This is a genomic window from Salinivibrio sp. PR919, assembly GCF_001995355.1.
Classification (GTDB): Bacteria; Pseudomonadota; Gammaproteobacteria; order Enterobacterales; family Vibrionaceae; genus Salinivibrio; species Salinivibrio proteolyticus.
This window is the reverse complement of record NZ_MUFL01000021.1, coordinates 30804-46198: the sequence shown is the minus strand read 5'-3', so window position 1 is coordinate 46198 and position 15395 is coordinate 30804. Positions and strand designations below refer to the sequence as shown.

14 protein-coding genes are annotated in these 15395 nt (G+C 52.3%); 10 read left to right on the top strand and 4 right to left on the bottom strand.

The features are described from left to right. Both argH and BZG83_RS06095 read left to right on the top strand, forming a co-directional pair. A partial coding sequence (argH, locus tag BZG83_RS06100; protein ID WP_077479770.1) for an argininosuccinate lyase occupies nucleotides 1-1125 on the top strand: 1125 nt, incomplete at its 5' end. Nucleotides 1126-1339: 214 nt separating this feature from the next. Beyond that, nucleotides 1340-2809: an alkaline phosphatase gene (locus tag BZG83_RS06095; RefSeq protein ID WP_077479768.1), complete on the top strand. Its 1470-nt coding sequence runs from the start codon at nucleotides 1340-1342 to the stop codon at nucleotides 2807-2809. Here BZG83_RS06095 and BZG83_RS06090 read toward each other — a convergent pair. From BZG83_RS06090 to BZG83_RS06080, 3 genes are all read right to left on the bottom strand, one after another. Then, nucleotides 2806-3078, bottom strand: coding sequence for a DUF3624 domain-containing protein (locus BZG83_RS06090; protein WP_077479767.1), 273 nt, complete (start codon nucleotides 3076-3078; stop codon nucleotides 2806-2808). The two genes, BZG83_RS06095 and BZG83_RS06090, sit on opposite strands and share 4 nt — an antisense overlap. A gap of 161 nt (nucleotides 3079-3239) precedes the next feature. Beyond that, nucleotides 3240-4691, bottom strand: a complete 1452-nt coding sequence (locus BZG83_RS06085; protein ID WP_077479766.1) for a dihydrolipoyl dehydrogenase — start codon at nucleotides 4689-4691, stop codon at nucleotides 3240-3242. Nucleotides 4692-4743: 52 nt separating this feature from the next. Then, nucleotides 4744-5475, bottom strand: coding sequence for a glutathione peroxidase (locus BZG83_RS06080; protein ID WP_077455110.1), 732 nt, complete (start codon nucleotides 5473-5475; stop codon nucleotides 4744-4746). Between the two features lie 149 nt (nucleotides 5476-5624). Here BZG83_RS06080 and oxyR point away from each other — a divergent pair, with 149 nt between their 5' ends. Next, nucleotides 5625-6557 carry a DNA-binding transcriptional regulator OxyR gene (gene oxyR, locus BZG83_RS06075; protein ID WP_077479765.1) on the top strand — a complete coding sequence of 311 codons (933 nt, stop codon included), beginning with the start codon at nucleotides 5625-5627 and terminating at the stop codon, nucleotides 6555-6557. 64 nt (nucleotides 6558-6621) lie between these two features. On the opposite strand, the gene BZG83_RS06070 is transcribed toward oxyR, so the two are convergent. Beyond that, nucleotides 6622-9114: a penicillin-binding protein 1A gene (locus tag BZG83_RS06070; protein WP_077479764.1), complete on the bottom strand. Its 2493-nt coding sequence runs from the start codon at nucleotides 9112-9114 to the stop codon at nucleotides 6622-6624. Nucleotides 9115-9257: 143 nt separating this feature from the next. On the opposite strand from BZG83_RS06070, the gene pilM reads away from it, so the two are divergent. From pilM to aroB, 7 genes are all read left to right on the top strand, one after another. Next, entirely contained in the window at nucleotides 9258-10172 is a 915-nt protein-coding gene (gene pilM / locus BZG83_RS06065; protein ID WP_077479763.1) for a pilus assembly protein PilM, read from the top strand. Further along, the gene (locus tag BZG83_RS06060; RefSeq protein ID WP_077479762.1) at nucleotides 10163-10741 is read left to right on the top strand and encodes a PilN domain-containing protein; all 579 of its coding nucleotides are present in this window, start codon (nucleotides 10163-10165) and stop codon (nucleotides 10739-10741) included. The genes pilM and BZG83_RS06060 overlap by 10 nt, the downstream gene beginning before the upstream one ends. Next, nucleotides 10738-11349 carry a type 4a pilus biogenesis protein PilO gene (locus BZG83_RS06055; RefSeq protein ID WP_077479761.1) on the top strand — a complete coding sequence of 204 codons (612 nt, stop codon included), beginning with the start codon at nucleotides 10738-10740 and terminating at the stop codon, nucleotides 11347-11349. The genes BZG83_RS06060 and BZG83_RS06055 overlap by 4 nt, the downstream gene beginning before the upstream one ends. Continuing rightward, entirely contained in the window at nucleotides 11346-11858 is a 513-nt protein-coding gene (locus BZG83_RS06050) for a pilus assembly protein PilP (RefSeq protein WP_077479760.1), read from the top strand. The genes BZG83_RS06055 and BZG83_RS06050 overlap by 4 nt, the downstream gene beginning before the upstream one ends. A gap of 13 nt (nucleotides 11859-11871) precedes the next feature. Further along, on the top strand, nucleotides 11872-13620 hold the full coding sequence (locus BZG83_RS06045) for a type IV pilus secretin PilQ (protein WP_241825768.1): 1749 nt from the start codon (nucleotides 11872-11874) through the stop codon (nucleotides 13618-13620). A 145-nt stretch (nucleotides 13621-13765) separates the two neighbouring features. Beyond that, nucleotides 13766-14284 carry a shikimate kinase AroK gene (aroK, locus tag BZG83_RS06040; protein ID WP_069589875.1) on the top strand — a complete coding sequence of 173 codons (519 nt, stop codon included), beginning with the start codon at nucleotides 13766-13768 and terminating at the stop codon, nucleotides 14282-14284. A 21-nt stretch (nucleotides 14285-14305) separates the two neighbouring features. Next, the gene (gene aroB / locus BZG83_RS06035; protein WP_077479759.1) at nucleotides 14306-15385 is read left to right on the top strand and encodes a 3-dehydroquinate synthase; all 1080 of its coding nucleotides are present in this window, start codon (nucleotides 14306-14308) and stop codon (nucleotides 15383-15385) included. The last annotated feature ends 10 nt before the right edge of the window (nucleotides 15386-15395 follow it).

The window sequence follows — 15395 nt, the reverse complement described above, 5'->3', positions numbered from 1 at the left end:
GCCGAAGATATGATCTTCTATAACTCGGGCGAATCCGGGTTTATCGAGCTGGCCGATACGGTGACGTCAGGCTCATCGCTGATGCCACAAAAGAAAAACCCCGATGCGCTAGAGCTTATCCGCGGTAAAACCGGCCGCGTGTATGGCACCTTGTCGGCAATGATGATGACGGTGAAAGCCTTGCCACTGGCCTATAACAAGGATATGCAAGAAGACAAGGAAGGGCTCTTCGATGCCATGGACACGTGGCACGATTGCTTGGATATGGCCGCCTTGTGTTTTGAAGGTATCACCATTCACAAAGACAAAACCTTGCAGGCGGCGCAGCAAGGTCATGCCAACGCCACCGAGCTCGCGGATTATTTGGTGAGCAAAGGGATCCCGTTCCGTGAAGCACACCATATTGTGGGCGTGGCGGTGGTGTCTGCCATTGAGCAAGGCTGTGGACTGGAAGATCTACCGCTCGCCACCTTGCAGCAATTCTCACCGGTGATTGAAGACGATGTGTATGCGATGCTCACGATTGAATCCTGCTTGGCCCAACGTCGTGCGCTGGGTGGCGTGGCGCCCGAGCAGGTCAGCTTTGCCATTCAAGAGGCGCAAAAGCGTTTAGATAAGCGCTTTACCCCCAAAGTCACGGTGCGCTCGGCAAGGCTCACTGACCTCGATACCATCGAAGGCATGGTGGTGTATTGGGCAAAATTGGGGGAGAACTTACCTCGTGATCGCCATGAATTGGTGCGTAATATCGGCCTATTTGCGGTATCCGAGCATCAAGGCGATCTCACCGGCTGCGGATCGCTGTATATTTACGACTCAGGGCTGGCAGAAATCCGCTCCTTAGGGGTTGAAGCAGGCTGGCAGCGCCAAGGTCACGGTACAGCGCTGATGATGCACTTGATTAAAAAAGCCAAGCAAATGGCGATTGAGCAAGTCTTTGTCCTCACCCGAGTGCCCGAGTTTTTCACTCAATTAGGCTTTACCCCGGTGTCGAAATCGCAACTGCCTGAGAAAGTGATGAAAGATTGTGAAATCTGTCCGCGCTTTCACGCCTGTGACGAAGTGGCACTGACCTATAACATTGCTGGGCCAGCCACGATTTCGACCTTCTCTACGCTGGAGTAGGGTGACATCGTCTATTGCCTGACGCTATCAGCGGCGTCGTTATCCCTCCTAAAGGCTGTGTGCTGACTAAGTCGCAGCCTTTTTTACCTATCGGTGTCATAAAAACTTCATCAAATTGAGTGGCTTACAAATTGTTACATTGTACGGTTTGTCACAGAAGCGTCACGTGCAATGACCATCATGCCCGCGTTTTCTCGTTAATGATGGAGATTTTGTGGTGAAAACAACCGTGACGGCCGCAGTGGCCTCAGCCTTATTAGCGGCAACTGCACACGCAGCAGTGCCTCAACAAAACGATGTCTGGTACCAAGACGCGCAAGCCGCCTTGGCGGCCGCTAAAGCGAACCCACCTATTACGGGCAAAGCCAAAAACGTGATCCTCTTTGTCGGTGATGGCATGAGTGTGGGGACAATCACCGCGGCGCGGATTTATCAGGGGCAGCAGCAAGGACAAACCGGTGAGGAAAACCGCCTTGGCATGGAAAGCCTGCCGCATGTTGCACTAGCAAAAACCTATAACACTGACATGCAAACCCCTGACTCGGCCGGGACCGCGACGGCGATGGTCACTGGAGTGAAAACCAAAGCTGGGATCATCAGTGTTGACGATAATGTCCAGCGTGGTTTTTGCAGTACCGCCAAAGGTAACGAAGCGAAAACCCTATTTGAAATGGCGGGCGAGAAGGGCAAGGCGTTGGGTTTAATCTCAACCGCCCGTTTAACCCACGCCACCCCAGCCACCACCTACGCGCACAGTGCGGATCGCAATTGGGAAAACGATAGCAAGTTACCCAACATTGCCAAAAACCAAGGCTGTACCGATATCGCCAGTCAGTTTGTCGACTTTGATGCTGGTGAGGGATTTCAGGTGGCTTTCGGTGGCGGACGGCGTGAATTTATTCCTGCCGATAGCGTCGATCCTGAGGGCAAAAAGGGCAAGCGTAAAGATGGACGCAACCTGATTGAGGCATGGCAAACCCGTCACCCTGATGGTCAATACATTTTCGATAAATCCGGTTTTGATGCCATCGATCCGGCGACCACCTCACGCGTGTTTGGTTTGTTTGAAAGCAGCCACATGAAATACGAAGCGGATCGCCGTGAAAGCCAAGATGAGCCATCATTGGCGGACATGACCAGCAAGGCGATTGATATGCTTAGCCGCAACAAAGACGGCTATGTGATGATGGTGGAAGCCGGACGTATCGACCATGCTCACCATGCGGGCAACGCTGCGCGAGCGTTAGAAGATACGTTGGCTTACGATGATGCCATTAAAGTGGCCTTAGCGAAAACCAACCCAGAAGATACCCTGATCATTGTCACCGCCGACCATGCCCACACTATGGTGATGAACGGCTATGCGGAGCGGGGCAATCCGATTCTCGGTTTGTCACGTCAAAAAGGGCGCTTGAATCAGGATGATTTTGGTAAAACCTATACCACCATCACCTATGGCAACGGCCCGGGAGCGGTGAAAGGTGAGCGTGAAAACTTGCAAGAAGGGCAGGTGCGTGAGCTGGATTACAAACAGCAATCCTTGATTAAGCTCGGTTCGGAAACCCACTCCGGTGAAGATGTGGCCATCATGGCGCGTGGGCCGATGGCGTGGTTATTCCAAGGTGCCGTGGAGCAAAACTACATTTTCCATGTGATTAACGAAGCCACGGATCTGGCCGATTAATCGTCTGGTATGTCTGACGACCCGCGCTCTGGCGCGGGTTTTTTATTGCGCCGAAACGGATAAATCACCACATGCAGTGTGAGTAGCACACTGGCACTGCCGGCGGCGAATAACAATGCAATCGACTCCACTTGCCGTGGCGTGTCGGCATAGCCCCACCACCAGAGTGGCCAAAGTAGCGCGCAGATGGCGGCCAGTTGTTTCATACAACGGGTACAGCGTCCCAGTTTTTGTTGCCAAATCGCGGACTGACAGTATTTGCAAGCCATGCGGTGTCTCTTGGTCGGTAGTAGCGATAGCTTATTGTGGCGCAGTGGGCCGCCGGATACAAAAAAGCCCTCCAACGAGGAGGGCAAAAGGTAAGCAAGTGCTTGGGGAAGCAACAGGCAGCGCCTGTAAAGCGCCGAGTGTCGGCGAAAAGGGCAGTGGATTAGCAGCCTGGGCCGCAGTCCATGCAGTGTTTGATCATTTCAGGGCCGAGTTTGAGCTTGGCATTCACATCCCGCAGCGCGGTACGTACCCCCTCCTCAATCACTGGGTGATAGAAGGGCATATCTAGCATTTGCGAAATGGTCATTTGGTTTTGATGTGCCCATGCTAACAAGTGGGCCAAGTGTTCGGCGTTCGGTCCTATCATTTCGGCGCCAAGGAAACGGCCTGTACCTTGTTCGGCATAAACGTGTAACAAGCCTTTGTTACGCAGCATTACTCGTGAGCGGCCTTGGTTTTCAAACGACACCACGCCGGTTTCAAAGCAGCCACAGGGGCCGAGACGGTCGGTAATCGCTTTGTAGCTTTCGCCAACCATTGCGATTTGTGGGTCGGAGAAGACTGCGGAGAGCTTGCTGCGGCGTAATCCGGCACGGATATCTTTGCCGCGTCCGGCGTTGTCACCGGCGATGCGCGCTTGGTCAGCCGCTTCGTGCAGCAACGGAATTTGGTTACTGGCGTCACCGGCAATAAAAATGTGYGGTGCCGTGGTTTGCAGGGTGTAACTATCGGCAACTGGCACGCCGCGGGCATCCACTTTGATGCTGGTCGCATCGAGGTTTAGCTTGTCGACATTGGGACGACGACCGGTGGCGGCAACTACATAGTCGACCCAGCGCAGTTGGCTCTCGCCCTCTTTATCACGATAACGGATTTGTACCTTATCGCCTTCACGCACCATCTCTTCCACCTTGGCATCGGCGTCGAGATAAAACTCCTCGCTAAAGGTTTTATCCGCATAGGCCATGATGTCCGGATCGGTCAGCGGGCCCACTTGGCCGCCGACGCCAAACATAATCATCTCGACCCCGAGGCGATGCAGCGCTTGTCCGAGCTCAAGGCCAATCACACCTGGGCCAAATACCGCAACTGAGTCAGGCAGATCGTCCCATTCAAAAATATCATCATTGACCACTAAACGATCACCAAGGTGATCCCAAGCAGACGGCCAGCTTGGACGCGAACCTGTCGCGATCACGATACGATCAGCGTGGATGGTGGTGTGATCGTCAACCATTAAGGTGTGATCATCTACAAAGCGCGCATAGCCATCAATTTTGTCTTGAGCGGGAATGTCATCGACACTTTCCAGTACAAAGCCGACAAAGCGGTCACGCTCGCGTTTCACCCGATCCATCACCTCACGGCCATTAATTTCCGTGGTGCCGCCGGGATACACACCGAAGCCGGGCGCTTTGTCGATATGATGCGCCGCTTCAGCCGCCGCAATTAACAGTTTGGAAGGCATGCAGCCAACTCGCGCACACGTGGTGCCATAGGGACCGCCTTCAATCATCACCACGTTATCCGTATGTGCTTTGGCTGCGCGATAAGCACCGAGTCCGGCAGTTCCGCCACCAATCACAGCCACATCAACCGTTAATGTTTTCATTGCTTTCTCCTGGGAAAATAACGGGCGGCAAGGAGGCCGCCCAAACAGCGGATTACTGATTCAGATAGGTATCGAGCTCTTCACTGCCACCGATATGACGGCCACCGATAAATACTTGTGGCACGGTGGCGCGACCGCTCACCGCACGCAAAGAAACCGTAGTGGCGTCTTTACCGAGGATGATTTCTTCAAACTGAAGACCTGCGTCGATCAGGGCTTGTTTGGCCTTGGCACAGAATGGGCAGCCTGGCTTACTAAACACAGTGATCGAGTCTTGCAGTTTGTGCTCAGGGGCGATGTAGCCCAGCATGGTGTCGGCATCAGAGACCTTGAACGGGTCGCCTGGCTCGTTGGGTTCGATAAACATTTTCTCGACCACACCGTTTTTCACCAGCATGCTGTAGCGCCATGAGCGTTTGCCAAAGCCAAGATCGTTTTTGTCGACCAGCATTCCCATGCCATCAGTGAACTCGCCGTTACCATCAGGCAGGACATGAATGTTGTCAGCGTCTTGGTCGGCTTTCCATGCATTCATCACAAAGGTGTCGTTGACGGACACACAGACAATGTCATCAACGCCGTACTGTTGGAACACCGGATATAGCTCGTTATAGCGCGGCAGGTGCGAGGATGAACAGGTCGGTGTAAACGCACCCGGCAGGCTGAATACAATCACGGTTTTATTGGCAAAAATGTCATCGGTGGTAACGTCTTTCCACTGGTCGCCTTCGCGAGTACGGAAGGTAACTTGTGGTACTGGTTGGCCTTCTTTTGATGCAAACATGGTTTCCCCTTTTGATTTGGTCGTTAACTGTCGACGGCATGTGTCTGACTCGCCGTGTCTTGATGGATGTAGTATCGCGAAAGAAGATTGATAGCTCTAATCGCTTGATGCTATGGTTTTGATAGTTTTCTCCTATAGAAGAGACAGCAATGAATATTCGTGATTTGGAATACCTGGTGGCGCTGGCTGAACACCGCCACTTTCGCAAAGCGGCCGAAGCGTGTTTTGTTAGCCAACCCACCTTGAGCGGACAGATTCGTAAGCTGGAAGATGAGCTGGGCGTGAGTTTGTTAGAGCGCACCAGTCGTCGTGTGTTGTTCACGGATGCGGGTATGAGGTTAGTACAGCAGGCACGTAACGTATTGCGAGAAGTCACAATTTTGACCGAATTGGCCAGTGAACAAGGGGAAAGTATGACCGGCCCCCTACATATTGGCCTGATCCCGACCGTCGGCCCTTATCTGTTGCCGAAGATCATTCCCATGCTGCGCGACCGTTTTCCAGAATTGGAGCTATTCATTCACGAAGGACAGACGCAGCAGTTAGTGCAGCAACTGGAAGAGGGCAAACTCGATTGCATCATCTTGGCTTCTGTGGAAGAAACCCAGCATTTGAAAGAGCTGCCATTGTATGAAGAGCCAATGTTATTAGCGGTCAGTGAGGCGCATAAGCTTGCGGGGTGTGCTGAAGTGGCGTTAGATGTCCTGCAAGGAGAGACCTTGTTAATGCTGGGCGATGGTCATTGCTTACGTGACCAAGCGATGGGCTTTTGTTTTAAAGTGGGGGCGCGTGAAGATCAGCGTTTTCGTGCCACCAGTTTAGAAACACTCCGTAATATGGTCGCGGCGGGCAGTGGTATCACCTTACTCCCTCGCTTATCCGTCCCGGCACAGCGCCGTGATGGCGTGGCCTATATTCCCACCACGTCGCCAACACCGACACGGCAGATCACCTTAGATTATCGCCCCGGTTCACCATTGCGAGGGCGCTATGAACAATTGGCTGAAGTGATCCGTGAGCACATGGTCGCAGTCATGGACACGCCGTTAAGTGCTGAGCCTGCCGCATTAAACGCAGGATAAAAAGAACCCCCAGTGCTGGATATCCAACACTGGGGGTCACTTCAATTGTCACGAACACTGTCGATTAAAACAAAGATTCGGTCTCTGTTTCATAGATGGTGCCGCTCGGCTGAGACGAGACGTATTCGGTTGGCTCTGTCCCTTTAATAAAGTACTCGAACATCGAGGTGTGGTCGGTTTTGCGGGTGAGCAAACCGGTTTCACGGTCAATGCGTACCTTGACGATACCCGGTGGCACCACCTTGCTTTGTTCTGGCACATCCGCGAGCGCTTTTTGCATAAAGTCTATCCATGCGGGCCCAGCGGTTTTGGCGCCAGACTCGGCCCCACGAATCGGTTGCTGTTCGTCATTCAGGTTGCTGTTGCGGGTTGTGCGCCCTAATTCACGTGAGTGGTCATCAAAGCCGACCCATACCGTGGTGACGATACCCGGGCCATAACCTGTGTACCAAGTGTCTTTAGAGTCGTTGGTGGTCCCTGTTTTACCGCCGATATCCCGTCGTTTGAGCGCTTGTGCGCGCCAGCCGGTGCCATTCCAACCGGTGCCATAGCGCCAGTCGCCGCCGCCCCAAATATTGCTCTGCATCATTTCGCGCACCAAGAACGCATTTTGCTCGTCAATAACTTGTTTTGCGGGCTGTGGCGATTCTTCGCCGTTATCGGTCAGCAAATTCTGCTCGTTGAAGGGGTCAGCCTTCTCCATCGGTTTTTCGCAGTCATCGCAAATCACCGATGGGTTAGCACGATAAATTTCTTCACCGAAGGGCGTTTCTACCCGATCGATGATAAAGGGCTCCATAAAGTAGCCACCATTGGCAAATACGCTAAACCCTTGTGCCATTTCAACCGGCGTTAAGCTGCCTGCGCCGAGTGCAATGGCTTCGGCGCGAGGGAGATCACTACGTTTAAAGCCAAAGCGAGTCAGATAATCTAGGGTATCGTCCAACCCAACACGACGCAGGACACGCACGGCCATCACGTTCTTCGATTGTGCCAAGCCAATACGAGCACGCAGTGGCCCTTCATAACGTGGCGGCGAGTTTTTCGGACGCCATGCCACGCCTTGACTGCGATCCCAGCGGTTGATGGGCGCGTCATTGATCAAGGTGGCAAGGGTCATGCCTTCATGGATGGCCGCCGAATAGATAAAGGGTTTGATGCTCGAACCCACTTGGCGCACCGATTGGGTGGCACGATTAAATTTGCTATGCACAAAGTTAAATCCACCCACTAAGGCTTTGATAGCCCCCGTGGTAGGCGACATGGATACTAAGGCGGTATTGGCGTTGGGCACTTGTGCCAAGTGCCATTGATCGTCAACGCGACGAATCCACACCTGCTCACCGCTTTGTAAAATATCACTGGCGTGTTTGGGCGCGGGGCCTTGTCGATTATCGGTAATGTAAGGGCGCGCCCAGTCCATCCCCGCCCAATCGAGTGTAATTTCTTGGCCATTAGGACCAACCACTAAGGCGGATTGGTCACTCACTTCGGTCACGATGGCAGGCTCTAGTGGACCATAGCTAGGCTGCTTGGCAAGATAATCGACAATACGCTGGTGTTGCCAGCGGTCGCTTGCGGCTTGCCATAAGGTCGCGACTGGACCGCGGAAGCCGTGGCGACGATCGTAAGCCAGGATGTTATCCATCGCCGCATCATTGGCCGCGCGTTGCATATCGGAGTCGACACTGGTGTATATGCGAATGCCCGATGTGTAAGCATCGTCGCCAAAGTGTTCTACCGCCCATGCACGCGCCATTTCTGCGACATAAGGCGCATCGAGCTCAATTTCAGCGCCGTGATAACGCGCGACAATCGGCTCATTCTTTGCTTGGCTATACTCGGCTTGCGAAATGTAGCCTTCTTTAAGCATGCGAGCTAGCACCACGTTACGGCGCTCAGTAGCACGAGACAAGGAGTACAACGGGTTCATGGTGGATGGCGCTTTAGGGAGGCCGACAATCACCGCCATTTCACTTAAGGTCAGCTCGTCTAATGTCTTACCAAAGTACACTTGGGCGGCGGCACCGACGCCATAGGCGCGGTAGCCGAGAAAAACCTTGTTAAAGTACAGCTCAAGGATTTCGTCCTTATTCAGTAATTGCTCGATATGCACCGCGATAAAAATCTCTTTTATCTTGCGCATAATGCGTTTTTCGTTAGAAAGGAAGAAATTTCGCGCCAACTGTTGGGTAATGGTACTGGCCCCTTGCTTCGCACTGCCTGACATGGCTACCACCACCGCGGCCCGAACGATACCAATTGGGTCGATCCCCGGGTGTTGATAGAAGCGACTGTCTTCAGTGGCGATTAGCGCATCAATCATTTGCGGTGGGATGTCTTCCAGCTTAACGGGAATACGTCGCTTCTCACCAAATTGGGAGATCAGCTTGCCGTCAGCACTGTATACCTGCATTGGGGTTTGTAGCTCGACATCTTTCAGTGTCGCCACATCGGGGAGGTCTGGTTTTACGTACAGGTAAAACCCGAAAATTGTAGTGACTCCCAGCACTGTGCAAACCAGTGCAAAGATAAGCAGACGCTTTATGAACTTCACCTGAGATTTCCCGTTCTGTTGCAATTGAGCCGTTCAATAACCATACGTCAGTAGTATAAAGGCACCAGCAAGAAAAATAACCCGCCGTGAAGGGCAGTTTTCTAAATGCTGACCTCACGCTGACGTTGGGAGCCTAACACGAAATGGTTCGAAATTCGGCAGTTTTAGGTATCGATATTGGCCGAGATACCATTCACGCCATTGCGGTTCGTGCACATCGACAAGGCATTCAGGTCGCAGGGCATCATGAGGTGCACTATCGCGCGACTGACGATCTTTTCACCCCGATGACCGAGATAAAAAAACGATTACTCGCATGTTTACCTTGGTATCAGCGCTTGCGCGTTCCTGTGGTGGTGGGTGTGGATGAAGATGCTGTGATCACCAAGCAAATAACGGCACCGCTTATTGACGATGAGATTGAGCAAGAAGCCTTGATTGGTCAAAAGCTGAGTGCTGCCCTCAATATGGATATCGCTACCTTGTATTACGATTTTGAGGTCATGAGCGGTATTTCCGTTCAGCCAGGACAAGCCTGTTATCAAGTAGTGGCGTGTCGGCGTCATGCGCTCACTCCAGCCCTAGATGCGCTCAAGCATGTCGGTTTATCGCCCTCGGTGGCAGACATAAACAGCCAAGCGTTAGTCGGGGTCTATCAAGCGATTCGACCTATTGCGCAGGCTAATCACTGGCCGCTGTGGCTGCATTATCACGGTGGCTTGATCACCGCGATTCGTCTTTATCCGGATGGTCAGGTTTACCAGCATCGCAGCCGTTTGGGGGAGGGAGAGCGCTACGAAAACCGTGAGTTAGCTGCCAACACCTTGGTGCAGCAGCACTTTGATCAGGCTTGTCATCGTGCGCGTGAGCATAATCGACTCTTACCACTGAGCACGGTTTGGATCAGCGGCGTCTGGCCTACCACACTGACATCTGAGCATCTTGCCATCACACTCTTAAACCCAGTGGCGATGTTGGATCAAACCGCCCCCACCATCAGTGACGAGGCCAGTATTGCGTTGGGATTAGCGCTACGGGGAGGGTATTCATGCGTATAAATCTACTCCCTTGGCGAGAAAAAGCGCGTCGCGCTCAGCGTCACACCTTTATGGTTCACAGTGGTTTGGTGGTGCTGGGTGTAGTGCTGATGGTCAGCGCTGTAAATGCGGTCCAGCAGCACTGGCTGACTGAGCAACAGGCTCGCAATCAACGCTTAACCGCAGGGGTGAACGATTTTCGTGCCACCTTACAAGCTTTTAAGCGCGAAGATAAAAAGCGTGCCGCGCTGCAATCGCGCTTACAACTGGTCAACGCCTTACAGCAACAGCGCAACAATGTCACTGCGTTGCTGAATTTCATTCCAACCGTGATGCCTGAAGGGGCCTATTTAAGTCGTTTGGCGCAGCAAAAGGGGCGTGTCACGGTCGAAGGCTGGGTCACATCCAATGCGGAGATGGCAAGTCTATTGGCAGCGTTAGAGCAAAGTGCGTTAGCCACCGACGTTGATATTGACACTGTGATCACCGAATCCGGTTCGCAACGCGCCAACAAACGCTTCACGTTAAGCTTTCGTTTAACCGACTACGTCACACCGCAACTCCCTAAGCCCAAAGGAGTGCAGTTATGATCGCACCTTCTGAATGGGATTGGCAAAAACTCCCCAGTGCACCACTCGCCACCCGCGCTATCGTTTGGGCGGTGGGCGCGATCGCACTATTGATTCTCGCAGCCTTGATGATTTTGTTGCCCAACCAAGAGGCGCTGGAGGCAGCGACCCAGCGCGAAACACAACTCAAAGCCGAGTATCGGTTGTTGGCCAATCGTGTCGCCGCTCTGCCCGATGTTGAGGCACAAATGCGCGCGTTAAATCAGCAATATGCCACCTTGATTGCCCAATTGCCGGAAGAAGAGGAACTTTCGGGATTACTTGCCGGGGTCAATGAAGTTGGGATCCGTCATCAGTTGCGTTTCAACACACTGAAGTGGCAGTCAAGAAAGCATGGCAGTTGGCTCGATGCTATCCCGATGACGGTTGTGCTGAGCGGTGACTATGCCTCTATCGGTGCATTTAGCGCAGATATTGCCGCCATGACTCGCTTGGTATCGCTGCAAGATTTTGTCCTAACCCGTACTGAAACCGATGACATTCATGCGCCCTTGCTGCTGTCTGTGTCCGCAACCACGTATCGCTATACCGGTGAACGTATTGCCACCGAGAAGGAGGCCTTACAGTGAAGCGTCTTTTGGTATTGTTATTTGGTTTGTGCTTGGTGGGCTGTGATAGATACCACAGTGATATCGAGCGGTTTATGCAACAAACCCAAGCCAGTGCGCAAGTCACGGCGACCCGCATTCCCCCACCGCCGAGTTATCAAGCGATAGCTTTTGTCGCCGATCAGCGAGATCCCTTTGTACTGCCAGCTATCAATGTCGGTAGACAGGCTTCAACGGGTGACTGTTGGCAACCCAATTTACAACGGCCGTTAGAGCCGCTCGAACAATTTCCACTGGCAAGCCTTGCCATGAAAGGCAGCTTAACCAAAGGCGCAAAGCAACAAGCCTTAATTGCACGCCCTGATGGCACCATCACTCAAGTCAGTGAAGGTGTGCATTTAGGCGAGAATCGTGGTCGTGTGGTGGCCGTGAATGCACACCAGATCGCGATTGAAGAAGCCCTGCCGGATGGCTTGGGGTGTTGGCAGCTTCGCACCGTCACCTTGTCGATGGAATCAACTTTGCCGTAGTTAGGATACCAATATGATGATACACCCTTACCTTTCCCGCACGTTGGCGCAAAGCGTTCGCCCAGTCTGGCTCACACTGCTGGTACTGATGTTCAGCCTAGGTTCAGTGCAGGTTGCCGCAAAAAGTATGCTGACCGATATTGCGGTGAAGCGTTTAGATAATGGTGATGCCCAGGTCTCGCTGACGTTTTCCGATGCCGCGGTAACGGCTGACTTTCGTCAACCCATCCCTCAGCAAGTCACGTTACGCCTACCGAACGTGCAGGTTAAACAGGCATTACTTGCGGTTCTCGATACTCGCAGTCGTCAGACACCCGTGACTGAGATTGAAACCTTTCAGGCCCCTGAGAGTGCTCGCATCGTACTGCGTGCTGAGCAGGCGGTGGATTTTGATTATCAGCAGCAAGGAAAGGTGTTGACCATTCGCGTCTCTGCGGCAAAAAAAGCGCCTTCTGCGAAGGCCTTAGCGCCAAAAGGGGCGGCGATCTCGATTAACTTCCAAGACATTCCGGTTCGTACCGTGTTGCAGCTGATTGCTGAACAGAATGATTTTAACCTGGTGACCTCGGAYTCGGTACAAGGCAACATCACCATGCGCATTGATGGTGTGCCTTGGCAAGATGTATTGGATGTGATTTTGCGTGTGAAGGGACTGGATAAGCGCCAACGGGGACAAGTGATGCTCGTTGCTCCGAGCGCTGAGCTGATGGCACAAGAAAAGCAAGCACTCGAAATGCGTCAGCAGGCCGATGCCTTACTGCCTCTGACCTCAGAAGTCCTCACGGTGAACTATGCCAAAGCCAGTGATATCGCCGCACTGATTAAAGGCCAAGGCGAAGGGGTCAGCTTACTGTCTCCTCGCGGGGCGGTTTCCTTGGATGAGCGAACCAATGCATTGATCATTAAGGATAATCAAAAGAATCTAGCCCGCATTCGCACCTTAGTCCGCCACTTGGATGTGCCGGTGAAGCAAGTTGAAATTGAGGCGCGGATTGTCACGGTTGAAGAGGGGTCTGTCGATGAGCTGGGGGTGCGCTGGGGGATTTTAAATCGCAACGGCTCAACCAGTATCGGCTCTTCGATAGAAAGTAACCTGATGTGGGACCGGAATATGTACAATTCCGATGATGAGGCATTAACCGGATCGGGCAATGATTCTCTGCCGGTGGACAATTTTTTGAATGTGAACTTGGCCGCCTCCAACCCTGCTGCGTCAAGTCTGGCCCTGCAAGTGGCTAAATTGGGCAGTGATTTATTGCTCGATCTCGAGTTATCGGCGCTGGAAAGCGAAAACAAAGCAGAAATTGTATCGAGCCCACGCTTAATCACCACCAATAAAAAAGCGGCATATATCGAGCAGGGGACCGAGTTACCTTATCTTGAAGCCTCTTCCAGCGGTGCTGTGGCGGTGTCGTTTAAAAAAGCAGTACTTAGCCTTACCGTGACGCCCCAAATTACCCCAGAGAATGAGTTAGTGCTGGATTTGAAAGTCACCCAAGATATGCCGGAGAAGTCGGTGGTGGCAGGTAAAGGGGAGGCCATGTCGATCAGTACCAAGCGCATTAATACGCAGGTATTGGCGCGGAATGGTGAAACGGTGGTGCTGGGAGGGATCTTCCAACACACCATGATTAACAAAGAAACCAAGGTGCCATTACTCGGGGATATTCCGCTGTTTGGAAATCTGTTCAAACACCGTCTGAAAGATCATGCAAAACGCGAGCTTCTGATCTTTGTGACCCCTAAAATCGTCACAGGGTAGGTTAGGTGTTGCCAAAGGGGCCACTGTCCTGAGATAATTTTTAGTCTGATCACGAATTATCTGTGAGGAATTGGCGCCTCGGGCTTTTCTACATCAAGCCTGCGGGCGGTGTTGTTTTATTTAACCGCGCGTAAAATTGCTTAAAATGGCTGAAAAACGAAATATCTTTTTGGTAGGCCCTATGGGGGCTGGTAAAAGCACAATTGGTCGTCATCTCGCTCAACAACTTCACATGGAATTTTATGATTCTGACTCAGTGATTGAAGATCGAACTGGGGCAGACATTGCATGGGTGTTCGACGTTGAGGGAGAAGAAGGTTTTCGTCAACGTGAAGAGAACGTGATTAACGACCTGACTGAGAAGCAAGGTATCGTGCTAGCGACCGGCGGCGGCTCTATCATGAGTAAAGAAAGCCGTAACCGTCTCTCTGCTCGTGGTGTAGTGGTGTACTTAGAAACCACTATCGAGAAGCAGCTGGCGCGTACACAACGCGATAAAAAACGTCCTTTGCTTCAAACCGATCAACCCCGTGAAGTGTTGGAATCACTCGCGCAAGAGCGCAACCCACTTTATGAAGAAATTGCTGATTATGTGGTGCGTACTGATGATCAAAGCGCCAAAGTGGTCGCGAATCAAATCATCGAGTTGTTAGAGCAGCACTAATCCCAGACACAGGACCCGACCATGGAACGGATAGATGTTCAGTTAGGGGCGCGTAGCTACCCTATCTCTATCGGCGAAGGGCTGCTGGCAGATGCCAGCTTGTTTGAAAACGTACGTTCGCGTCGGGTTGCTGTGATAAGCAACGAGACAGTGATGCCATTATATGGCGAGAAACTGGTCTCGACGCTTAAGCAGGCAGGGGCACAAGATGTCGCCTGCCTTAGCTTACCCGATGGTGAAGCGTACAAATCGCTAGAAACCTTCAATACTATCRATACCTTCCTACTTGAAAATAACTACAATCGCGATGTGGTGCTGGTGGCACTGGGTGGCGGTGTGATTGGTGATATCGTTGGCTTTGCCAGCGCTTGTTATCAACGCGGGGTAGATTTTATTCAAGTTCCCACCACCTTATTGGCGCAGGTTGACTCGTCAGTTGGCGGGAAAACGGCCATCAATCATCCTTTGGGTAAAAATATGATTGGTGCGTTTTACCAACCCAAAGCGGTGGTGATTGACACTCAGGTACTCTGCACTCTCCCAGATCGAGAGTTTGCGGCGGGAATGGCTGAGGTAATCAAATACGGCATTATCGCCGACGCGCCTTTTTTTGACTGGCTCGATAGCGAAATGGCGGCGTTGACCGCCTTGTCACCCGACGCGTTAAGTTATGCGATTCGTCGCTGCTGTCAAATCAAAGCTGATGTGGTTGCGCAAGATGAAACCGAAGCCGGTGTACGTGCTCTGCTTAATCTGGGCCACACCTTTGGTCATGCGATTGAAGCGGAGATGGGCTACGGCAACTGGTTACATGGTGAAGCGGTTGCAACGGGCACCGTGCTTGCTGCTCACACGGCACAACGTCATGGTTTGCTGGACGAACAAAGTGTGTCCCGCATCACTGCCTTGCTCGAAAAAGCGCAGCTTCCCGTGCACGTCCCTGTCCAGATGAACTACGATGCTTTTATTAAGCACATGATGCGTGATAAAAAAGTGCTTTCAGGACAGTTGCGTTTGGTACTGCCAACAGCGATCGGCCAAGCGCAAGTGGTTGCAGATGTTCCACATCAGCTGTTAGCGGATGTGATTGATGCCGGTTAACCATTGAATG

Bases quoted from the DNA above. Each gene is read 5' to 3' on its own strand.
- oxyR (WP_077479765.1), top strand. From the start codon at position 5,625: ATGAATATTCGTGATTTGGAATACCTGGTGGCGCTGGCTGAACACCGC.
- pilM (WP_077479763.1), top strand. From the start codon at position 9,258: ATGGTTCGAAATTCGGCAGTTTTAGGTATCGATATTGGCCGAGATACC.
- BZG83_RS06060 (WP_077479762.1), top strand. From the start codon at position 10,163: ATGCGTATAAATCTACTCCCTTGGCGAGAAAAAGCGCGTCGCGCTCAG.
- BZG83_RS06055 (WP_077479761.1), top strand. From the start codon at position 10,738: ATGATCGCACCTTCTGAATGGGATTGGCAAAAACTCCCCAGTGCACCA.
- BZG83_RS06090 (WP_077479767.1), bottom strand. From the start codon at position 3,078: ATGGCTTGCAAATACTGTCAGTCCGCGATTTGGCAACAAAAACTGGGA.
- BZG83_RS06080 (WP_077455110.1), bottom strand. From the start codon at position 5,475: ATGTTTGCATCAAAAGAAGGCCAACCAGTACCACAAGTTACCTTCCGT.
- aroK (WP_069589875.1), top strand. From the start codon at position 13,766: ATGGCTGAAAAACGAAATATCTTTTTGGTAGGCCCTATGGGGGCTGGT.